At 62.5% G+C, this 22,155-nt stretch carries 17 protein-coding genes and 2 tRNA genes; 2 read left to right on the top strand and 17 right to left on the bottom strand.

Annotation, left to right across the window (positions count from 1 at the left end):
- Positions 1 to 40 precede the first annotated feature (40 nt).
- The 8 genes from ACM62G_RS09035 to rnr form a co-directional block, all read right to left on the bottom strand.
- A complete protein-coding gene (locus ACM62G_RS09035; protein ID WP_054062145.1) occupies positions 41 to 2,341 on the bottom strand; it encodes a YgiQ family radical SAM protein in 2,301 nt (766 codons plus the stop codon).
- A 143-nt stretch (positions 2,342 to 2,484) separates the two neighbouring features.
- Positions 2,485 to 3,882, bottom strand: a complete 1,398-nt coding sequence (gene dnaB, locus ACM62G_RS09040) for a replicative DNA helicase (RefSeq protein WP_017901624.1) — start codon at positions 3,880 to 3,882, stop codon at positions 2,485 to 2,487.
- Between the two features lie 115 nt (positions 3,883 to 3,997).
- Complete coding sequence (rplI, locus tag ACM62G_RS09045) at positions 3,998 to 4,444, bottom strand: 50S ribosomal protein L9 (protein ID WP_017901623.1); 447 nt, start codon at positions 4,442 to 4,444, stop codon at positions 3,998 to 4,000.
- Positions 4,445 to 4,465: 21 nt separating this feature from the next.
- Positions 4,466 to 5,362: a hypothetical protein gene (locus ACM62G_RS09050; protein ID WP_273822113.1), complete on the bottom strand. Its 897-nt coding sequence runs from the start codon at positions 5,360 to 5,362 to the stop codon at positions 4,466 to 4,468.
- Positions 5,363 to 5,398: 36 nt separating this feature from the next.
- The gene (gene rpsR, locus ACM62G_RS09055) at positions 5,399 to 5,629 is read right to left on the bottom strand and encodes a 30S ribosomal protein S18 (protein ID WP_002551829.1); all 231 of its coding nucleotides are present in this window, start codon (positions 5,627 to 5,629) and stop codon (positions 5,399 to 5,401) included.
- A gap of 28 nt (positions 5,630 to 5,657) precedes the next feature.
- Positions 5,658 to 6,080 carry a 30S ribosomal protein S6 gene (gene rpsF, locus ACM62G_RS09060; protein ID WP_017901621.1) on the bottom strand — a complete coding sequence of 141 codons (423 nt, stop codon included), beginning with the start codon at positions 6,078 to 6,080 and terminating at the stop codon, positions 5,658 to 5,660.
- Positions 6,081 to 6,339: 259 nt separating this feature from the next.
- Positions 6,340 to 7,101 carry a 23S rRNA (guanosine(2251)-2'-O)-methyltransferase RlmB gene (rlmB, locus tag ACM62G_RS09065; protein WP_017901620.1) on the bottom strand — a complete coding sequence of 254 codons (762 nt, stop codon included), beginning with the start codon at positions 7,099 to 7,101 and terminating at the stop codon, positions 6,340 to 6,342.
- Positions 7,098 to 9,689 carry a ribonuclease R gene (gene rnr / locus ACM62G_RS09070; RefSeq protein ID WP_054062143.1) on the bottom strand — a complete coding sequence of 864 codons (2,592 nt, stop codon included), beginning with the start codon at positions 9,687 to 9,689 and terminating at the stop codon, positions 7,098 to 7,100. Before rnr ends, rlmB begins: the two co-directional genes overlap by 4 nt.
- A gap of 225 nt (positions 9,690 to 9,914) precedes the next feature.
- Between rnr and ACM62G_RS09075 the strand changes: the two genes are divergently transcribed.
- Together ACM62G_RS09075 and ACM62G_RS09080 are read left to right on the top strand one after the other, a co-directional pair.
- Positions 9,915 to 10,001 (top strand) — tRNA-Leu (locus tag ACM62G_RS09075).
- A 281-nt stretch (positions 10,002 to 10,282) separates the two neighbouring features.
- A tRNA-Leu gene (locus tag ACM62G_RS09080) sits at positions 10,283 to 10,369 on the top strand.
- 186 nt (positions 10,370 to 10,555) lie between these two features.
- On the opposite strand, the gene ACM62G_RS09085 is transcribed toward ACM62G_RS09080, so the two are convergent.
- From ACM62G_RS09085 to mutL, 9 genes are all read right to left on the bottom strand, one after another.
- A complete protein-coding gene (locus ACM62G_RS09085; protein ID WP_054062142.1) occupies positions 10,556 to 12,490 on the bottom strand; it encodes a methyl-accepting chemotaxis protein in 1,935 nt (644 codons plus the stop codon).
- A gap of 141 nt (positions 12,491 to 12,631) precedes the next feature.
- Positions 12,632 to 13,924 carry an adenylosuccinate synthase gene (locus ACM62G_RS09090; protein ID WP_054059955.1) on the bottom strand — a complete coding sequence of 431 codons (1,293 nt, stop codon included), beginning with the start codon at positions 13,922 to 13,924 and terminating at the stop codon, positions 12,632 to 12,634.
- A 54-nt stretch (positions 13,925 to 13,978) separates the two neighbouring features.
- Positions 13,979 to 15,166 (bottom strand): ATP phosphoribosyltransferase regulatory subunit, encoded by a 1,188-nt coding sequence (locus ACM62G_RS09095; protein WP_419737030.1) that lies wholly within the window; start codon positions 15,164 to 15,166, stop codon positions 13,979 to 13,981.
- A 300-nt stretch (positions 15,167 to 15,466) separates the two neighbouring features.
- Positions 15,467 to 16,336: a protease modulator HflC gene (gene hflC, locus ACM62G_RS09100; protein ID WP_017902074.1), complete on the bottom strand. Its 870-nt coding sequence runs from the start codon at positions 16,334 to 16,336 to the stop codon at positions 15,467 to 15,469.
- Complete coding sequence (gene hflK, locus ACM62G_RS09105) at positions 16,336 to 17,505, bottom strand: FtsH protease activity modulator HflK (protein ID WP_054059425.1); 1,170 nt, start codon at positions 17,503 to 17,505, stop codon at positions 16,336 to 16,338. The genes hflC and hflK overlap by 1 nt, the downstream gene beginning before the upstream one ends.
- A gap of 96 nt (positions 17,506 to 17,601) precedes the next feature.
- The gene (gene hflX / locus ACM62G_RS09110) at positions 17,602 to 18,903 is read right to left on the bottom strand and encodes a ribosome rescue GTPase HflX (protein ID WP_054059424.1); all 1,302 of its coding nucleotides are present in this window, start codon (positions 18,901 to 18,903) and stop codon (positions 17,602 to 17,604) included.
- Positions 18,904 to 18,915: 12 nt separating this feature from the next.
- Positions 18,916 to 19,176 carry an RNA chaperone Hfq gene (gene hfq, locus ACM62G_RS09115; protein WP_054059423.1) on the bottom strand — a complete coding sequence of 87 codons (261 nt, stop codon included), beginning with the start codon at positions 19,174 to 19,176 and terminating at the stop codon, positions 18,916 to 18,918.
- Between the two features lie 91 nt (positions 19,177 to 19,267).
- Complete coding sequence (miaA, locus tag ACM62G_RS09120; protein ID WP_054059422.1) at positions 19,268 to 20,248, bottom strand: tRNA (adenosine(37)-N6)-dimethylallyltransferase MiaA; 981 nt, start codon at positions 20,246 to 20,248, stop codon at positions 19,268 to 19,270.
- Positions 20,248 to 22,152: a DNA mismatch repair endonuclease MutL gene (gene mutL, locus ACM62G_RS09125; RefSeq protein WP_162491333.1), complete on the bottom strand. Its 1,905-nt coding sequence runs from the start codon at positions 22,150 to 22,152 to the stop codon at positions 20,248 to 20,250. Before mutL ends, miaA begins: the two co-directional genes overlap by 1 nt.
- Between the last annotated feature and the right edge of the window lie 3 nt (positions 22,153 to 22,155).

Genomic DNA, 22,155 nt, shown 5'->3' on the forward strand with positions numbered 1-22,155 from the left:
GCCAGCACTGGGCTGGCGTCTTGTCGGGTGCAACGCTGTATCAGCGCGGTACCACCGGCTTGCGGGCTGGCTTCTTGCCCTTGCCCTTGGCCGCATCGGCGCGTTCCTTGGCCGCCTGCCTGTTGCGTGCGGCGGCTGCGGCCTTGGCTTCCTCGCGTTTGTCCCAGGGCTTGCTGCCGTCGCTGCCACGCGGTGGCAGGCCGGTGTGCTGGGTGAGGATGCGCGTGCTGTCCTTGCCGACCTTGTGGCTGCCGGCCGGCGTCGAGTTCTTGCGCCGGGCGCTCTGGTAGCTGTCGGTCTGCGGCTGGTGCAGCGGGATCAACTGGTGCTTGCCCGGCCCAATCAGGTCGCCACGCCCCATGCGCAGCAGAGCCTCGCGCAGCATCGGCCAGCCCTTCGGATCGTGGTAGCGCAGGAACGCCTTGTGCAGCCGGCGCTGCTCCTCGCTCTTGACGATGGTCACCGCGTCGCTCTTGTAGGTGACCTTGCGCAGCGGGTTCTTGCCCGAATGGTACATCGCGGTGGCACTGGCCATCGGCGACGGGTAGAACGCCTGCACCTGGTCGGCACGGAAACCGTTGGCCTTGAGCCATAGCGCCAGGTTCATCATGTCTTCGTCGGTGGTGCCCGGGTGGGCGGCGATGAAGTACGGGATCAGGTACTGTTCCTTGCCAGCTTCTTTCGAGAACTTCTCGAACATCCGCTTGAAGCGGTCGTAGGTGCCGATGCCCGGTTTCATCATCTGGTTGAGCGGACCTTCCTCGGTATGCTCCGGGGCGATCTTCAGGTAGCCGCCGACGTGGTGGGTCACCAGTTCCTTGACGTATTCGGGTGACTCGACCGCCAGGTCGTAGCGCAGGCCGGAAGCGATCAGAATCTTCTTCACCCCGGGCAACGCACGGGCGCTGCGGTAGAGCTGAATCAGCGACGAGTGGTCGGTGTTCAGGTTCGGGCAGATACCGGGGAACACGCACGACGGCTTGCGGCACGCCGACTCGATCGCCGGGCTCTTGCAGGCGATGCGGTACATGTTCGCGGTCGGCCCGCCGAGGTCGGAGATGACACCGGTGAAGCCCGGTACCTTGTCGCGGATCTCCTCGATCTCGCGAATGATCGACTCTTCGGAACGGTTCTGGATGATCCGCCCTTCGTGCTCGGTGATCGAGCAGAAGGTGCAGCCACCGAAGCAGCCACGCATGATGTTCACCGAGAAGCGGATCATCTCGTAGGCCGGGATCTTTTCCTTGCCATAGGCCGGGTGCGGGATGCGCTGGTAGGGCATGCCGAACACATAGTCCATTTCCTCGGTGGTCATCGGAATGGGCGGCGGGTTGAACCACACATCCACCTCGCCATGCTTCTGCACCAGCGCACGGGCGTTGCCCGGGTTGGTTTCCAGGTGCAGCACGCGGTTGGCGTGGGCATAGAGCACCGGGTCGTTACGCACCTTCTCCATCGAAGGCAGGCGGATCACGGTCTTGTCGCGTGTCATTTTGGGACTGGCGAGGATCTGCACCACCTTGGCTTCCTGCGGATCCTCAACCGGCCCCTTTTCCTGCTCGATGGCGCACGCCGCGGTGTCCTGGGTGTTCACATAGGGGTTGATGATCTTGTCGATCTTGCCCGGCCGATCGATACGCGTGGAATCGACTTCATACCAGCCCTGTGGGGTATCGCGACGGATGAACGCGGTGCCGCGCACGTCGGTGATGTCTTCGATCTTCTGACCGTAGGACAGGCGCTGGGCGACCTCGACGATCGCCCGCTCGGCGTTGCCGTAGAGCAGGATGTCGGCGCTGGCGTCGATCAGGATCGAGTTGCGCACACGGTCCTGCCAGTAGTCGTAGTGGGCGATCCGGCGCAGCGAGGCCTCGATGCCGCCGAGTACGATCGGCACGTGCCTGTAGGCCTCCTTGCAGCGCTGGCTGTAGACCAGGCTGGCACGGTCCGGCCGCTTGCCGGCCACGCCGCCAGGGGTATAGGCGTCGTCCGAGCGGATTTTCTTGTCGGCGGTGTAGCGGTTGATCATCGAGTCCATGTTGCCGGCCGCGACGCCGAAGAACAGGTTCGGCTCGCCAAGCTTCATGAAGTCGTCTTTCGACTGCCAGTTCGGCTGGGCGATGATCCCGACGCGGAAGCCCTGGGCTTCCAGCAGCCGGCCGATGATCGCCATGCCGAAGGACGGATGGTCGACGTAGGCATCGCCGGTGACGATGATCACGTCGCAGGAGTCCCAGCCGAGCTGATCCATCTCTTCCCGGCTCATGGGCAGGAAGGGCGCTGGCCCGAAACATTCGGCCCAGTACTTGGGATAGTCAAATAACGGCTTGGCTGCTTGCATGGCGGTGACCGATGTCGAGATGAAAGGTGTCGAGATGAAAAATCGCGGGCGCGGAATATAGCACAAAAAATGATCAAACCCGACGATAATCGTCGGGTTTATCCGTATCGCGTCTGCCCTGTCGCACGCCTGGCGACTGGGCGTTACTCGTCGTCGTCGAAGTTGTAGCTGCCCGGCGCGAGATTCTCGAAGCGGGTGTACTTGCCGATGAAGGCCAGGCGGATGAAGCCGATCGGACCGTTCCGCTGCTTGCCGATGATGATTTCGGCAATGCCCTTGTGCTCGGTCTCCGGGTGATAGACCTCGTCGCGGTACACGAACATGATCACGTCGGCGTCCTGCTCGATCGCTCCGGATTCCCGCAAGTCGGAGTTCACCGGACGCTTGTTCGGCCGTTGTTCCAGGGAGCGGTTGAGCTGGGACAGGGCCACCACCGGGCAGTTGAATTCCTTGGCCAGGGCCTTGAGGGAACGGGAGATCTCGGAAATCTCGTTGGTCCGGTTGTCGCCGCTGGAGCCCGGGATCTGCATGAGCTGCAGGTAGTCGATCATGATCAGCGCGATATCGCCGTGCTCACGCACCAGGCGGCGGGTCCGCGCACGCATTTCCGACGGGCTGATGCCTGCGGTATCGTCGATGAACAGCTTGCGGTCGTTGAGCAGGTTGACCGCCGAGGTCAGGCGCGGCCAGTCGTCGTCTTCCAACTGGCCGGAACGCACCTTGGTCTGGTCGATGCGGCCGAGGGACGACAGCATACGCATGATCAGCGATTCGCCTGGCATCTCGAGGGAGTACACCAGCACCGCCTTGTCGCTGCGCAACACGGCGTTCTCCACCAGGTTCATGGCGAAGGTGGTCTTACCCATCGACGGACGGCCGGCGACGATGATCAGGTCGGCCGGCTGCAGGCCGCTGGTCTTCTCGTCGAGGTCGGTGTAGCCGGTGGACAGGCCGGTGATCGCGTCGGAGGTGTTGAACAGGGTGTCGATACGGTCGATGGCCTTGGTCAGCAGCTCATTGACGCCCACCGGTCCGCCGGTCTTGGGACGTGCCTCGGCGATCTGGAAGATCTGCCGCTCGGCCTCGTCGAGGATTTCCTCGGCGGTACGGCCTTCGGGGTTGAAGGCACTGTCGGCGATGTCGTTGGTGATGCCGATCAGTTGCCGCAGGGTGGCCCGCTCGCGGACGATCGAGGCATAGGCCTTGATGTTGGCCACCGATGGGGTGTTTTTTGCCAACTCGCCGAGGTAGCCGAGGCCGCCGACCTGGGCCGTCTGCCCTTCCTTGTCCAGCTGTTCGGCCAGGGTCACCACGTCGATCGGCAGGTTCTGGTCGGCCAGACGGGCGATCGCACGGAAAATCAGGCGGTGGTCATGTCGATAGAAGTCACCGTCCGAGACCAGGTCCAGCACGCGCTCCCAGGCGTTGTTGTCCAGCATCAGGCCACCGAGTACGGCCTGTTCGGCCTCGATGGAATGCGGCGGCACCTTCAGGGCAGCGGTTTGCAGATCGTATTGCTCGGGAGCGGAGATTTCGTTCATAGCCACTTGGAATCAGTTGGTTGGAGCCAAAAAACAAAGGGCACGACCTGAATGAACAGAGTCGTGCCCGATGTTAACCGGCTGGCGGGCAAGCCGCCAGACGATCGAGTGCTGCTTAGGCAGCCACCACAACAACGCGTACGGTTGCTTCAACTTCGGCGTGCAGGTGCACGGCGACGTCGAATTCACCCACGTTGCGGATGGTGCCGTTCGGCAGACGCACTTCGCTCTTGGCCACTTCGACGCCGGAGGCGGTCAGGGCATCAGCGATGTCGTGGGTGCCGATCGAACCGAACAGCTTGCCTTCGTCACCAGCGGTGGCAGTGATGGTCACTTCCAGCTCAGCCAGTTGGGCGGCGCGCGATTCAGCCGAAGCTTTCTTCTCGGCTGCTGCTTTTTCCAGCTCGGCACGACGCTCTTCGAAAGCGGCCAGGTTGGCAGCGGTCGCAGCGGTGGCTTTGCCGAAAGGCAGCAGGTAGTTACGACCGTAACCGGCCTTCACTTTTACTTTGTCGCCCAGGTTGCCCAGGTTGGCGATTTTTTCCAGCAGGATCAGTTCCATTTGGTAATAACCTCTTAACTTTTAACCTTCACCGTTCGCGGAACCGTTACCGGGGTCCTTCGACGCCAGGCGTCCGCGAAAATCAATCAGGCTGTCGACAATGGCCAATACCACGAGCAACGGACCGAGCAGGTGCATGAACGGCAAGAACGTCACGTATATCCCCACCAGCCAGAAAGAGGCCAGTCGTTTCTGCGCCACCAGCCCGTGAATCAGGGCCAGGCCGGCGAAGACCAGCGGTACGCTGCACAGCGGCAACAGGATCAGTGCATGCAACCCGAAAAACGGGGCGATACACATGACGGCCAGCAGTGACAGCGTCACGTTCTTCGGCAGTCGGATGGCGCGAAACTCGCGACCGAAACCACCAGGGTTATACAACGACGCTTGCCAATAGCGCCCAAGAATCAGGCACAGCACACTGAAGACCTGCAACGAAATCGCCGTCGAAATGATCATCAGCGGGACTGTCAGGGAGATGAGAAACGCCTTCTGGTCGGCCGAGAACTTCTCGTAGACCTCACCCATCGCCAGCGGCATGACGTGTTCGAACGTCTTCGCCAGCGACTCGATGAAGGAACCGAACACGGTTCCCAGGCTCATCGCACACAACAATCCCACGACCATGCTGCACAGCAGCACGCGGTTCCAGGTATGCCCGGCGCGCAAGACCAACGCCAGGCTGCAACTGCCGAGCAGCACCAGAAGGGCTGTCGGGTCGCCGAAAAAGTGCCAGCTCAACAACACCGACAACAATCCGATACCCAGGACGCTCGAAGCGTCCGAACCGCGCCGCAGGAGCACGAGGCTCCCGGCGGCGGCACTCAACCAGAACAACAGCGGCAATGCCGCAGCTCCGGCCACGACCAGCGTGGCCTGCACACGTCCCCGCATGATGAAGTCAGCTAAGGCACGCATGCACTCAATCCTTTACTACCTGTCGACGACCCGGTCTCAGCGGCCGTGGCTGTCGGTGTAGGCCAGCAGGGCCAGGAAGCGGGCGCGCTTGATAGCGGTAGCCAGCTGACGCTGATAACGAGCCTTGGTACCGGTGATACGGCTTGGAACGATTTTGCCGGTTTCGGATACGTAGGCTTTCAGAGTGTTGAGATCTTTGTAATCGATCTCTTTCACGTCTTCAGCGGTGAAGCGGCAGAATTTACGACGACGGAAGAAACGTGCCATGTAATAGGCTCCTCAAAAGATCCGTGGATTACTCGTCAGCGTTATCGCTGTTGTCGCTGTCATCACCCTCAACGCCTTCAGCGTCGGAGTGCTCAGGACGGTCGCGACGCTCACGGCGCTCACTGCGGTTTTCTTCAGCCTTGAGCATCTCGGACTGGCCAGTGATGGCTTCGTCACGACGGATGACCAGGTTACGGATCACAGCATCGTTGTAGCGGAAGTTGTCTTCCAGCTCGGCCAGGGCCTTGCCGGTGCACTCAACGTTCAGCATCACGTAGTGAGCCTTGTGAACATTGTTGATTGCGTAGGCCAGTTGACGACGGCCCCAGTCTTCCAGGCGGTGGATTTTGCCGCCGTCTTCTTCGATCAGCTTGGTGTAACGCTCAACCATGCCGCCGACTTGCTCGCTTTGATCCGGGTGGACCAAGAAGATAATTTCGTAATGACGCATGAATGCTCCTTACGGGTTGTAGCCTGCCACTCAAAAGCGGTCAGACAAGGAGTGAATGACACTGGTGTGTCTTGCCTTGGAGTAGGCACAAATGCGCCAGCCATCACGGCAAGGGGCGCAATTGTAGAGAAGGGGCGCGTGGGGCGCAAGGCAATTGGTGATTATTTGAACAGATTCAGCAGTGGGAGCCGGCTTGCTGGCGATGGTGTCGACGCGGTATTGGCCGATCGTTCATCGCCAGCCAGTCGGCTGCCCCGGGTCAGGCCTTCTTGGCGGCGGCCTTGACGCTACGCTGGCGCATCGCCTCGAACAGGCACACCCCGGTGGCCACGGAGACGTTGAGACTGCTGACGCTGCCCGCCATCGGCAACTTCACCAGGAAATCGCAATGTTCGCGGGTCAGGCGGCGCATGCCCTTGCCTTCGGCGCCCATGACCAGGATGGTCGGGCCGGTCAGGTCCTGCTGGTACAGTTCCTGCTCGGCTTCGCCCGCCGTACCGACAACCCACAGACCGCGCTGCTGAAGCTTTTCCAGGGTGCGCGCGAGGTTGGTCACGGCCACCAGCGGAATCACTTCCGCGGCGCCACAGGCCACCTTGCGCACCGCCGGCGTCAGGGTTGCCGACTTGTCCTTGGGCACCACCACCGCCAGCGCACCGGCCGCATCGGCGGTGCGCAGGCAGGCGCCGAGGTTGTGCGGGTCGGTCACGCCATCGAGCACCAGGATCAGCGGCGCGCCTTCGGTGCGATCGAGCAGCTCGTCGAGCATCGCCTCACCCCAGACCTGGCTCGGACTGACCTCCGCCACTACACCCTGGTGCACGCCCTCGACCCAGGCATCCATCTCGCGGCGCTCGGCCTGGCCGACCGCTACGCGGTTCTCGCCCGCCAACTGCAACAGGGGCTGAACCCGCGGATCGCTGCGGCCTTCCGCCAGCCAGATCTGCTTGACGCGCTTGGGGTGATGACGCAGCAGCGCCTCCACGGCATGCACGCCGTAGATCTTTTCCAGCTGACTCATGACTTGCCCTTGGATTTACGTGCCGGACCGTTCTTCGACGGCCCCTTGCGGTGTTTGCTCGGCTTTTCCGAAGAGCCACCCCGACCGGCCTTGCTCTCAACCTTGGGCTTGCCGCCAGTCTTCGCCTCGGCCAGCAACGCCTTCTTCATCTCGCGACTCTTGCGCACCTCGGCGTTCTTCGCCGCGGCATCGCTGGAGCGGTAGGCGTCGCCGGACTTCTTCTCGGCACTGCGACGGGAAGCCCGGGCCGGCTCGGCAGCCTGCTCGACCACCGGCGCCGGGGCGGCTTCGGCCCCACGCTTCTTGCCAGTGCTGCGCCCAACCGGAGCCGACAGGGTTTTCTCGGCCATCTCGAAGTCGATCTTGCGCTCGTCGAGGTCGACGCGCATGACCTTGACCTCGACCGTATCACCGAGGCGGAAGCTGCGACCGGTGCGCTCGCCCGACAGGCGATGGTGCACCGGATCGAAGTGGTAGTAGTCGCCCGGCAAGGCGGTGACGTGCACCAGCCCCTCGACGTAGATGTCGGTCAGCTCGACGAACAGGCCGAAACCGGTCACCGCGGTGACCACGCCCGGGAACGATTCGCCCACGCGGTCCTTCATGAACTCGCACTTGAGCCAGTTCACCACGTCGCGGGTGGCTTCGTCGGCACGGCGCTCGCTCATCGAGCACTGCTCGCCCAACTGCTCCAGCGCCGCTTCGTCGTACGGATAGATGCGCGCCTTCGGAATGCTCATCGCCCCGGCACGACGTACATGCGGGGTGTTCTGCTTCGAATGGATCACGCTGCGGATCGCCCGGTGCGTCAGCAGGTCCGGATAGCGACGGATCGGCGACGTGAAGTGGGTGTAGGCCTCGTAATTCAGGCCGAAGTGGCCATCGTTCTCGGCGCTGTACACCGCCTGGCTCAGGGAGCGCAGCATCACGGTCTGGATCAGGTGGAAATCCGGGCGGTTCTGGATACTGGCCAGCAGGGCCTGGTAGTCCTTCGGCGTCGGCCCTTCCTTGCCCTTGTGCAGCGACAGGCCCAGTTCGCCGAGGAATGCCCGCAACTTCTCCAGGCGCTCCGGCGGCGGACCATCGTGCACCCGGTACAGGGCCGGAATCTCGTGCTTCTGGAGGAACTCGGCGGTGGCGACGTTGGCCGCCAGCATGCATTCCTCGATCAGCTTGTGCGCATCATTGCGGGTGGTCGGACGGATCTCGGCAATCTTGCGCTCGGAGCCGAAGATGATCCGGGTCTCCTGGGTTTCGAAATCGATCGCGCCACGGGTATGACGGGCCGCCAGCAGGACCTTGTACAGCGCGTAGAGCTGCTTGAGGTCTGGCACCACTTCTCCGTACTGGGCACGCAGACGCTTGGCCTCGGCGGTCTTCGGCTGCTCCAGGATGGTGCTGACCTTGTTGTAGGTCAGGCGCGCATGGGAGTGGATCACCGCCTCGTAGAACACGTAGTCGGTCATCTCGCCCTTTTTCGAGATGGTCATTTCGCAGACCATCGCCAGGCGATCGACATGCGGGTTCAACGAGCACAGGCCGTTGGAGAGCTCTTCCGGCAGCATCGGCACCACGCGCTCGGGGAAGTACACCGAGTTGCCGCGCACCTGGGCCTCGGCGTCCAGCGCCGAGCCGACTTTCACGTAGCTGGAAACGTCGGCGATCGCCACGTACAGCTTCCAGCCACCGGAGAACAACCGCAGCTTGCCCGGAATCGCCTCGCAGTAGACCGCGTCATCGAAGTCGCGGGCGTCCTCGCCGTCGATGGTGACGAACGGCAGGTCGCGCAGGTCGACACGCTTCTCCTTGTCCTTCTCCTCGACTTCCGGCTTGAGCTTGCGCGCTTCCTTGACCACCGCCTCGGGCCAGACATGGGGAATATCGTAAGTGCGCAGGGCAACGTCGATTTCCATGCCGGGAGCCATGTAGTTACCGACCACTTCGACCACATCGCCCTGGGGCTGGAAGCGCGGCGTTGGCCAGTGGGTGATCTTCACCGCGACGAACTGCCCGATCTGCGCGTTGGCGTTACGGCCCGGGGTGACCAGCACTTCCTGCTGGATCTTCGGGTTGTCGGCCACCACGAAGCCGATGCCGCCCTCCTCGAAGTAGCGACCGACGATGGTCTCGTGGGCACGGGACACCACCTCGACGATCACGCCTTCTCGACGGCCACGCCGGTCCACGCCGGACACCCGCGCCAGGGCACGGTCGCCGTCGAATACCAGGCGCATCTGCGCGGGACTCATGAACAGGTCTTCGCTGCCGTCGTCGGGGATCAGGAAGCCGAAACCGTCCCGATGGCCGGCGATGCGGCCGAGGATCAGGTCCAGCTTGTCCACCGGGGCGTAGGTGCCACGACGGGTATAAATCAGTTGAGCATCGCGCTCCATGGCGCGCAGGCGGCGGCGCAGAGCCTCCACCTGGTCTTCGGTATTCAGACCGAACTCTTCCACCAGTTGCTCGCGACTGGCCGGCGACCCGCGCTCGGACAGATGCGCCAGGATCAACTCACGGCTGGGAATAGGGTTTTCGTATTTTTCCGCTTCACGAGCGGCCTCGGGATCGAGGGACTGCCAATCGGCCATTAGATAAATTTCACCTTGTCTATATGCCCGGTTAGTTTGGCATACGCGTATTGAAACGGGAAATTTCAGGCGCGGATGGCGCCAGAAAATCCCTTTGCCAGCAGCGCCAGACGTTATTGCAGAGCGCTTGAGAGATTTTTTGCATTTTTTTGCCTGCAGGGGTTTACAGCCCCTGAGAGGCTCCGTATAGTGCGCGCCATCGACAACGCAGACGTTGAAGATACTGCCCAGGTGGTGAAATTGGTAGACACGCCAGCTTCAGGTGCTGGTGACCGAAAGGTCGTGGAAGTTCGAGTCTTCTCCTGGGCACCAATTTCAAACTTCAGAAATTCTGAAGTTCTCCAGAAACCCGCGAAAGCGGGTTTTTGCGTTTCTGGTCCAGCAAAAATATCCTTCCCCGAAACACGCCTCCGTGGAAGCCGGCCTGCCGGTGGTAACTGCAGGACAGTCGATATTTCGCGACACCCCCAAGATAGAAAAGCCCCCACCCACCCCTGTCGAGAAAAAATGATTTATTAAAAGCAAAACAGGGGTTTACAGATCAAAACAGTGTCCGTATAGTGCGCGACATCAACAGCGACAACGCTGAAGATGCCCAGGTGGTGAAATTGGTAGACACGCCAGCTTCAGGTGCTGGTGACCGAAAGGTCGTGGAAGTTCGAGTCTTCTCCTGGGCACCAATTTCAAAGCTTCAGAACTTCTGAAGCTCTCCAGAAACCCGCGAAAGCGGGTTTTTGCGTTTCCGGCTTTCGGAAAATGACTGCCTCCCTCTGGAGTGGCGACGCCCGGGCCAGCCTCTTCGTGGATAAACCGGGGGAGCCGGCGCCCCGGTTTATCCACGAAGAGGCCAGCAGGGCCCCATCCCATCAGGCCCGGAACTGCCCCAGGCTCGCCTTCAGTTGCGCCGCCAGACCGTCGAGCACCTTGCCGCTGGCCGTGGTCTCCACCACCGCCTGCGCCGCGCGCTCGGCCTGGGCATGAATCACCTCGACCCGCCCACGCACGGCATGCGCTCCTTCAGCCTGCTGCGCCGCCGCCTGGGTCGCCAGGCCGATCGCCGCATGCACCTGCTCGACCGCGGTCTGCACCGTCTGCTGCAGCTTGACGCTGTTACGCAGCACCGCCAGGCCCTCGTTCGCCTGACGGCCGGCCTGGCCGATCGCAGCCACCGCCTCGCGCGCACCTTGCTGCAGGGCACCGATATGCGCCTGAATGTCCCCCGTGGAACTCTGGGTCTTGCTCGCCAGCGCCCGCACTTCATCGGCCACCACCGCGAAGCCGCGTCCGGTCTCGCCGGCCCGCGCGGCCTCGATCGCGGCATTCAGGGCCAGCAGATTGGTCTGCTCGGCAATGCCATGGATCACCGTGAGCACCACCTCGATCTGCTCACTCTGCTGGGCCAGGCGCTCGATCACCTTGGAGCCGGTGTCGACCTGCACCGCCAGGGCCTCGATCAGACCGCCAACCTGAGCCGAAGTCCGGGTGTTCTCGTCGGTAGCCTGACGAATATCGACCACCTGCTGGAGCGCCGCCTGCATCGCCTGGCTTTCCGATTGCGCCTCGTCCGCCATGCGCTCCAGGGCCCGCAGGCTCTGCTCCACCTCATCACGCTGCAATTCGGCCGCCTTGTCGGCACCGGCATTGCGCAAGCTCATCGCGCCGATCTCGACACCGGTGCGCTGGGCCACATCCCCCGCCTCGCGCACGATCGGCTGGAGTTTGTCGACGAAGCGGTTGACCGCCGAAGCCATGTGACCGATCTCGTCATTGCTGTCGAGCGGTACACGCTTGGTCAGATCGCCCTCGCCCGCCGCCAGGTCATTGAGCGCCGCGATCAGCAGATGCAGCTTGCTGACCACCCGGCGCCCCAGCACCACGGCCAACAGCAGCAACACGCCCAGGCCAACCAGCGCCAGCCCCAGACCAATCCGCCAGCGCAAGGCCTGTGCCGCATCCTGGACCGCACCGGCGGTATTGGCCTGCATCTGCGTAGCCGTCGCCTGCGCCGACTGCAGACGCGCCCGCATCGCCGTCGAGCTGTCGGCGGCGGCGCCCTTGAGGCTGTCGCCGACCAACTGGTCGCTGCTGGCGATCAGGGCAGAGAAACGCTGGTCCAGAGCCTTCAGGTCGGCATCCACCGATGCGGTCGACACCCCCATCAAGACCTTGCCGATTTCCACGCCATTGGGGCTGATCGAGGCCTCGAGGTAGTAGACCGAAGGGTCGTTCTTCGCCGCATTGAGCAGCTTGTCCATCGCCCGCTCACCCTGCCCCTTCTCCAGCAGCGCCTTGTTGATCGGATTCTCCCGATTCAGATAACGGGTCAGATGCTCGCCATTGGCGTCGTCGTACACCACGAACAGCACGTTCGGATTGCGCTGGGCGCGCCGGGCGAATTCGGAAAGCGTGGGCACATCGCTGTCCCACATGGCTCGCGGGGCGACCGAGGCGAGCAATTGCGCCATGTCGTTGGCCGAATCCTTCAGATCCTTCTCCAGAGTCGCCCGCAGTTGCCCCTGCTCATCCTTCAAGCGTGCAGAAAGGCCGGCCGTCAGCCGCTGACGCGTACTGGCAGAAAGACTATCGAGGCTCGATGTCACTTCCCTGCCGGCCTGCTCCAGCTCAGCGGAGAGTTTCTGACTGTCGACACCCAGACGACTGCCGAGATCGGCCTCGAGCGCCGTGACCGTGCTTCGGGTCAGGGCGACCGCCACCAGCACCTGCACCAAAAGGGCGATACCCAGGGTAATGAACACAGGCCGCAGCAAACGACTCTGTAACAGCGAGAGAATGGCCGACACCGAAGACTCCTCCACGTGGGCGCCATTAATCTGATGGCACACTTTTTTAGAAGATAATCCCAGCAAGGGTCGTGCCGCACAACCGACAGAAACGACAAAGGGCCCCAGAAGGGGCCCTTATTGATTTACATCAACGACTTATCAGGCGAATGGATGACGCAGGACGATGGTTTCGTTGCGGTCCGGACCTGTCGAAATAATGTCGATCGGCGCGCCGACCAGCTCTTCGATACGCTTGATGTAGGCACGGGCAGCCGCCGGCAACTCTTCCAGGGTCTTGGCGCCCAGGGTCGATTCGCTCCAACCTGGCATCTGCTCGTAGACCGGCTCCAGGCCGATGTAGCTGTCAGCATCGGTTGGCGCGTCGATGACCGCACCGTTTTCGTTCTTGTAGCCCACGCAGATATTGATGGTCTCCAGGCCGTCCAGAACGTCCAGCTTGGTCAGGCACAGGCCCGAAATGCTGTTGACGTCGATGGCACGACGCAGGATGACGGCGTCGAACCAGCCACAACGACGGGCACGACCGGTGGTAGCGCCAAATTCGTGACCACGCTTGGCCAGGAAGGCACCGACGTCATCGAACAGTTCGGTCGGGAACGGACCGGAACCGACGCGGGTGGTGTAGGCCTTGGTGATACCCAGGATGTAGTCGAGGTACATCGGGCCCACGCCGGAACCGGTGGCGATGCCGCCAGCAGTGGTGTTGGAGCTGGTGACGTACGGGTAGGTACCGTGGTCGATGTCCAGCAGCGAACCCTGGGCGCCTTCGAACATGATGTCCTTGCCCTCGCGACGCAGGCTGTGCAGCTCGGCGGTGACGTCGAGCATCATCGGCTTGAGCAGCTCGGCGTACTCCATGCACTCGTCCAGAGTCTTCTGGAAGTCGATGGCCGGTTCCTTGTAGTAATTGACCAGCACGAAGTTGTGGTAGTCCAGCAATTCGCCCAGTTTCGCGGCAAAACGCTCGCGATGGAACAGATCGCCGATACGCAGGCCACGACGGGCAACCTTGTCTTCGTAGGCCGGGCCGATACCACGACCGGTCGTACCGATCTTCTGTTCGCCACGGGCTTTCTCGCGAGCCTGGTCCAGGGCGACGTGGTAGGACAGGATCAGCGGGCAGGACGGGCTGATACGCAGGCGATCGCGCACCGGCACGCCTTTCTCTTCCAGCTTGGTGATTTCCCGCAGCAGGGCGTCCGGTGCAACCACCACGCCGTTGCCGATCAGGCACTGCACGCCTTCGCGCAGCACGCCAGACGGGATCAGGTGCAAGACGGTTTTCTCGCCGTCGATCACCAGGGTGTGACCCGCATTGTGGCCACCCTGATAGCGCACTACGGCGGCAGCATGTTCGGTCAGCAGATCGACGATCTTGCCTTTGCCCTCATCACCCCACTGGGTGCCCAGGACTACGACATTCTTACCCATAACACTTGTCCTCATTCGCGCAAACTTGGTGCCGGCAGCCGCCGGCGGGAAAACTCAAGAAACCAGCGGCAATACTTGCCAAAGCCCGTTCTGCAGCATCAATTGCCGGTCGCAGTCCGCTTCGCGGGCAGCGGCCAAAGGTTGTCCAGGCAATGCCTGAACGACACGCTGACCCTCGCCGCGCAATTGGCAGACCTTCTGCCAGAGAGCCGCATCCGCACTGTCAGGCATCCAGATACCGCCAGACGGTAGCTCGACATCAGCACGCCCCAGGGTCACCAGGGTTTTCAAATCGGTGGAGAAGCCGGTTGCCGGACGGGCCCGACCGAAGTCCGCGCCGATATCGTCGTAACGACCGCCCTGGGCAATGGCTTGCCCGACACCCGGAACGAACACGGCGAACACCACACCGGTGTGGTAGTGGTAGCCACGCAGCTCGCCCAGGTCGAAGTACAGCGGCAGGTCCGGGAAACGCACGGACAGGCGCTCGGCGATCGCCAGCAGGTCGTCCAGCGCCGCCATGACCGGAGCCGGAGCCCCTGCCAGGCGCACCCGCGCCGCCGCCAGCACTTCGCGACCGCCACACAGGTCGACCAGTGAACGCAGCATAGCCGCCAGGTCCGGCTGCAGGCCGTCGGTAAGGTCGATCACCTCGTCGATGGCCTTGCGCTGCAGGGCATCGAACAACTGCTGCTCGACCTCCCCGGACAGGCCGGCTGCACGGGCCAGGCCGCGGTAGATACCGACATGCCCGAGGTCCATGTGCACATCCGGCACATCGGCCAGTTGCAGCATCGCCAGCATCAGGCTGATGACCTCGACGTCGCTGCTCGGGCTGGCATCGCCGTAAAGCTCGGCGCCCAGCTGGATCGGGCTGCGCGAAGTCGACAGCGCCCGCGGCTGCGCATGCAGCACGCTGCCGGCGTAGCACAGCCGGCTCGGGCCGGCACGGCGCAGGGTGTGGGCGTCGATACGCGCCACCTGCGGCGTGATATCGGCACGGAAGCCCATCTGCCGCCCGGACTGCGGGTCGACGACCTTGAAGGTACGCAGGTCCAGATCCTGGCCGGCGCCGGTCAGCAAGGACTCCAGGTACTCGATATGTGGGGTGACAACGAACTCATAGCCCCAGCTCTGGAACAGATCCAACACCTGGCGACGCGCCACTTCGATGCGCGCCGCTTCAGGTGGCAGTACTTCTTCGATGCCATCTGGCAAGAGCCAGCGGTCTACCGTTGCCATTACGCCTTTCCCCCATGATCCGGGCGGCCAGCCCACAGGCAAGCCTTGAGTGAAGCAGAAAATGGTTAACGCACGCGCAAGCAAGGCGCGACGAAACAGCCGAAACCGGCTTCGCCTACCACTTTCCTCGAAAAACCTGTCGGGTCGATCAACCCGTTTTCCACCCATCTGCCGTTAATCAAACATGCAGACGCAAAAAAGCCGGGAATTTCCCGGCTGCCGCATCATACACCCGTTTTCCGAAAGGATCACCCCGCCAGGCGTTTTAGCCGCCCGGCGGGTGTGTAGATGCGCGACGGATCAGGGCTTGGCTTTTTCCAGATAATGGAAAAAGTCGCTGCTCGGATCCAGCACCATCACGTCACTCTTGTTCGCAAAGCTCTCACGGTAGGCGCGCAGGCTGCGATAGAACGCATAGAACTCCTGGTCCTGGCCGTAGGCCTTGGAATAGATGGCAGCGGCCTGGGCATCACCGTCACCGCGAGTCTCCTCGGACTGACGATAGGCCTCGGCCAGCAGCACGCGACGCTGACGATCGGCGTCGGCACGAATACCTTCAGCCAGCTCGTTACCCTTGGCACGGTGTTCACGAGCCTCGCGTTCACGCTCGGTGCTCATGCGCTCGAACACACTGCGGTTCACTTCCTTCGGCAGGTCGATGGCCTTGACCCGGACATCGATCACCTCGATACCCAGTTCCTTCTCGGCCATCTTGTTCAGCGAAGCGGTAATGTCCGCCATCAGCGCGTCGCGCTCGCCGGAGACCACCTCATGCAGGGTACGCTTACCGAACTGGTCACGCAGCCCGGACTCCAGGCGGCGCGACAGACGCTCGTCGGCGATCTGCTTGAGGCCGGAAGTCGCGGTGTAGAAGCGCTCGGCGTCCTTGACCCGCCACTTGGCGTAGGCATCGACCATCACGGCCTTCTTCTCCAGCGTCAGGAAACGCTGGGTCGGGGCATCCAGGGTCATCAGGCGGGCATCGAACTTGCGCACCTGGTTGACATAGGGAACCTTCACGTGAAGACCGGGCTGGACATCCGTCTGCACCACGCGACCGAACTGCAGCAGTACGGCACGTTCGGTCTGCAGCACGATGTAGAAGCAGTTCCAGCCAGCCAGCACCACAATGACGCCAACAATCAGGGCGATCAGCGATTTATTGCTCATCAGCGGCTCTCCCTAGTGCGCGTTTGCGGCAGCTCTGTGATATGCGGCACGGCGTCCGTATTGCTGCTGGCAGCGGCCGAACCGGTGACCGGCGAACTGCTGGCCGGGCTGTTCTGGATCATCTTGTCCAACGGCAGGTAAAGCAGGTTGTTCTGGCCATTCTTGTTGCCGGTCACGAGCACCTTGCTGGTGTTGCTGAAGACTTCCTGCATGGTGTCCAGGTACAGGCGCTGGCGAGTGACTTCCGGTGCCTTGCGGTACTCGGCGACCAGCTTGGTGAAGCGGTCGGCCTCACCCTTGGCGCGGGAGATCACCTCGTCGCGGTAACCATTGGCATCCTCGATGATGCGCTGGGCCTGACCACGGGCCTCTGGCACCACGCCATTGGCGTAGCCTTCGGCCTGGTTGCGCGAACGTTGCTCGTCCTCACGGGCACGGATCACGTCATCGAAGGCTTCCTGGACTTCACGCGGCGCCGCGGCGCTCTGCACGTTGACCTGAGTCACGGTGATACCGGTGCGATAGGTATCGAGGAAACGCTGCAGGCGCTCCTTGATCTCGCTGGCCATCTGCTCACGACCTTCGGTCAGCACCTGATCCATGGCGGTAGAACCCACCACATGGCGCAGGGCACTGTCGGTAGCCTGCTGCAGGCTGATTTCCGGCTGATCGACGTTCAGCACGAAATCCTGCAGGTTGGTGATCTTGTATTGCACGGTCAGCGGCACCTCGACGATGTTCTCGTCTTCGGTCAGCATCTGCCCCTGCTTGGTGTAGGCACGCTCACGCGTGACGTTCTCCATGTACTTCTTGTCGATCGGCGGGAAATAGATGTTCAGGCCCGGACCGACCGTCTCGTAGTACTTGCCGAAACGCAGCACCACGGCCTGCTCCTGCTCGTCGACGACATACACGGCGCTGTACAGCCAGACAGCCGCCAGCACGACGAGACCGAGGCCCAGCAGGCCGAAACCACCGCCATTGCCGCCCGATCCACCCCCGTCGTCACCGCGTTTCTTTCCGCCACCGAACAACCCATTCAGGCTTTCCTGCAGCTTGCGGAAGGCCTCGTCGAGATCCGGAGGCCCCTTGCGGTCGCCGTTGTTACGACGCTTGCCACCCCAGGGATCCTGATTGTTCGAGTTGCCACCCGGCTCATTCCAAGCCATAGCGCTCTCCATCTGATAAAGCAAAGACGCACCCACGGCGCGCCGACCAATGCTACAGAATGCCTGCGACAGCAGCACAACCGCTTTGTCAGGCTTTTATTGCAAAGTGTGTTGTTCGATAAACTCAGGCGGCTTCATGCCTTCGCGCGAGACCACCCGATTGAACTCGGCCATGGGCAGGCGAATCGACAGGAGACAGGCACCCTCTTCGTCGTGCTCTTCCTTCTGAACCGCCCCCAACTCGAAGAACTGTGCACGCAGTCGAGCAAAACGCTGTGGCAAGCGCAAGGTGCCGACGAACAAATCGTTGCCCAGCAACTCGGCAATCGCCTGCTCGAGCAGTTCCAGGCCCACGCCGTCGCGGGCCGAAAGCCAGACCCGCTGCGGCTTGCCATCCTCGCCACGCTGGATCTGCGGCTCGACCCCCTCGAGCAGATCGAGTTTGTTATAGACCTCGAGGATCGGCAAGTCCTGGGCACCGATCTCGCCCAGCACCACCATCACCTGCTCGATCTGCAGCATCCGGTCCGGCTCCGCGGCGTCGATCACGTGCAGCAGCAGATCGGAGTTGCTCGATTCCTCGAGCGTAGCGCGAAATGCCTCGACCAGGTTGTGTGGCAGGTGGCGGATGAAGCCCACGGTGTCGGCCAGCACGATCGGCCCCAGGTCATCCAGGTCGAGACGGCGCAAGGTCGGGTCGAGGGTGGCGAACAACTGGTCGGCGGCATACACCTCGGAAGCGGTGACCGCGTTGAACAGCGTGGATTTGCCGGCGTTGGTGTAGCCGACCAGCGAGACGGTCGGGATGTCGGCGCGCTTGCGCCCGCGACGGGACTGCTCGCGCTGGCTGCGCACCTTTTCCAGGCGACCCTTGATCTGCCGCAGACGGACGCGCAACAGGCGCCGGTCGGTTTCCAGCTGGGTTTCACCAGGACCGCGCAGGCCGATACCACCCTTCTGCCGCTCAAGGTGGGTCCAGCCGCGCACCAGCCGCGTGCTCATGTGCTCGAGCTGGGCCAGTTCGACCTGGAGCTTGCCTTCATGGGTACGTGCGCGCTGGGCGAAAATATCGAGAATCAGGCCCGTGCGATCAAGCACGCGACACTCGAAAGCTCGTTCGAGGTTACGTTCCTGACTGGGCGTGAGGACGTGATTGAATATCACGATATCGATCTGCTCGGCCTTGACCAGGTCGCGAAGTTCCTCGACCTTGCCAGTGCCAATCAGATACTTGGCGGTTGGCCGATGACGCGGCACGCTGAACAGCGCGACGGTCTCGGCGCCAGCCGATGATGCCAACTCCTGAAACTCCTGCGGATCTTCGCGCGCCTCAGGGTCCTGACCTTCCAAGTGAACGAGAATGGTCCGCTCACCACCACCGTGGCGCTCAAAGAACAAAGGAGACTCCTATCAGGCGTTACCTGGCTCAGCGCCGCCATTTTCGGAATCGCTGGCGTTAGGCAGGCGAATGGGACGACTCGGCACCACTGTCGAGATAGCGTGTTTGTAGACCATCTGGCTGACGGTGTTCTTCAACAGAATCACGAACTGGTCGAAGGACTCGACCGTACCCTGCAGCTTGATCCCGTTGACCAGATAGATGGAAACCGGGACTCTCTCTTTACGCAAGGTATTCAAGTAAGGGTCTTGTAGCGTATGCCCTTTTGACATGTGCCGCACTCCTTTAAGGATCAATAATAAAAAATGAGCAAACAGTGACTTTTACCGTCCTCCCCCAAGGATAGACGGCATTTACAGGGACTCAGCTCAATATGGAGATGGTCCCGAGGTATTTCAAGGCGCGCGCCAGATTGTCGCAGTCCAGGCTGTCCAGCCAGTGCAGATCAGCCCAACTGCGCAACCAGGTAAACTGGCGTTTGGCCAATTGGCGAGTGGCGATGATACCGCGCTCGCGCATGTCGGCCGCCGTCAGCTTGCCATCCAGGTAATCCCAGACTTGTCTGTAGCCTACAGCACGTATAGACGGCAACCCAACATGCAGGTCACTTCTATTACGCAGGGCTACGACCTCGTCAACGAATCCCTGTTCCAACATTTGTGTGAATCTTTGTGCAATCCGGTCGTGCAATACCTGGCGATTCGCTGGAGCGATGGCCAGATTGGCGACAGTATAGGGTAATTGCGGGCGTCCCGAAGCGGCTGCGTCAGTACTTTGCGCAGATTGTCGCTGTCGGTGGGCCGTCATGCTCAAACCGCTGACCCGATAAACCTCCAGCGCGCGACTCAGACGTTGCGGGTCATTGGGGTGAATCCGCGCCGCCGACTCCGGATCGATGCCTGCCAATTGATCGTGCAGGGCCTGCCAACCCAGGCGTGCAGCTTCTTGCTCGATCTCGGCGCGCACCTGCGGATCGGCCGCGGGCATGTCCGCCAACCCTTCGAGCAAAGCCTTGTAGTAGAGCATTGTACCACCGACCAGCAGGGGGATTTTGCCCCGTGCGGTGATGTCGGCCATGGCCGCCAGGGCATCCTGGCGGAATTCGGCGGCCGAATAGCTCTGGGCCGGGTCGAGAATGTCGATCAGGCGATGCGGGAACTGCGCCAGCAGCTCCTTCGAAGGCTTGGCGGTGCCGATGTCCATGTCCCGGTAAACCAGGGCAGAATCGACACTGATCAGCTCGCAGGGGAGCACCTTGGTCAGTTCGATGGCCAGGTCGGTCTTGCCGGCCGCCGTAGGGCCCATGAGGAAGATCGCCGGCGGAAGGGGTTTTGAAGCTGTCATCAACGTCCGCGCAGGAAAAGTTTGTCCAGGTCATCGAGACCCAGTTGAGTCCAGGTCGGACGACCATGGTTGCATTGGCCGCTCCGCTCGGTATTTTCCATGTCCCGCAGCAGCGCGTTCATTTCCGCCAGTGCGAGCCGCCGGTTGGCCCGCACGGCGCCGTGACAGGCCATGGTCCCGAGCAGTTCGTTCAGGTGCGCCTGGATCCGGTCGCTGGTGCCGTATTCCATCAGGTCCGCCAGCACGTCCTGCACCAACCGGTTCGCCTCGGCCTGCTTGAGCAGGGCCGGGATCTGCCGGATGGCCAGGCTTTCCGGCCCCAGGCGCTGCAGCTCAAAGCCCAGGCGCTGGAACCAGCCCGCGTGCTCTTCGGCACAGTCGGCCTCGCGCTGGCTGAGCGCCAGGGACTCGGGCACCAGCAACGGCTGGCCACTCAGGCCTTCACTGGCCATGGCGATCTTCAGCCGCTCGTACATGATCCGCTCGTGGGCCGCGTGCATATCCACCAGCACCAGGCCCTGGGCATTCTCCGACAGGATGTAGATCCCCTTGAGCTGCGCCAGCGCGTAGCCCAGCGGCGGAACGTCGCCCTGGCCTTCCGGCAGGGCCGGCGCGGCAGCCTCGGGCAAGGGCGCGTAGAACTCGCGATAGACGCTTTGCGCTTCCGCAACGGGCGGCATCTGCGTCGACTGCGGGCGATATTGATACGGATAGCCGGCCCCCGAACCCGCTCCGGCAGGGGCCGCGGAAGGCGAAAACGGCTGGGACTGTGGCTGCTCCAGCAGGTTGGCCGACAGGCGCATCTCGCCCTGGGGGCCGAATTCGCCGGCCTCAAGACCCGTAGGCCGGACGATGCCGGCGACCGCCGCCGGTGCCGCCAGTTGATCTTCCGGCCGCACATCGCCGAGGGCGCGGTGCAGGGTGCCATAGAGGAAGTCGTGAACCATGCGCCCATCACGGAAGCGCACCTCATGTTTGGTCGGGTGCACGTTGACGTCGACCGCCGCGGGGTCGACCTCGAGGAACAGCACGAAGGTCGGGTGCCGCCCATTGAACAGCACATCGCGATAGGCCTGGCGCACCGCGTGGGCCACCAGCTTGTCACGTACGGCCCGACCGTTGACATAGAAGTACTGCAGGTCAGCCTGGCTGCGGGAGAACGTCGGCAGGCCAACCCAACCCCAGAGATGCAGGCCGTTGCGCTCGACATCGATCGGCAGCGCCTGTTCGAGAAAGCCCGAACCGCAGACCGCCGCCACGCGCCGGGCGCGGGACGCATCGTCATTGGCCTCGTGCAGGGCCAGAATGCCCTTGCCGTTGTGGCGCAAGTGAAAGGCCACATCGAAGCGGGCCAGCGCCAGGCGCTTGATCACTTCCTGCAGGTGATCGAATTCGGTCTTCTCGGCCTTGAGAAACTTGCGGCGGGCCGGAGTATTGAAGAACAGGTCGCGCACTTCCACCGAGGTGCCGACCGGATGGGCCGCCGGCTGGACCCGGGCCTCCATCTCCCGCCCTTCGGTTTCGACCTGCCAGGCCTGATCAGCGTCACGGGTCCGCGAAGTCAGGGTCAGGCGGGCCACGGAACTGATGGACGCCAGGGCCTCGCCACGGAAGCCCAGGCTCATCACCTGTTCGAGGTCTTCCAGGTTGCGGATCTTGCTGGTCGCGTGACGCGCCAGGGCCAGCGGCAACTCATCGGCGGAAATGCCGCTGCCGTCATCACGTACCCGCAGCAGCTTGACCCCGGCCTGTTCGACATCCACGTCGATACGCCGGGCGCCGGAGTCGAGGCTGTTTTCCAGCAGCTCCTTGATTACCGAAGCCGGGCGCTCGACCACTTCACCCGCGGCAATCTGGTTGGCCAGGCGCGGGCTGAGCAGCTCGATACGGGCGCGTTCCTTCAAGGC

This window comes from Pseudomonas sp. COR18 (assembly GCF_048568395.1).
In the GTDB taxonomy this organism is placed as follows: Bacteria; Pseudomonadota; Gammaproteobacteria; order Pseudomonadales; family Pseudomonadaceae; genus Aquipseudomonas; species Aquipseudomonas fuscovaginae_B.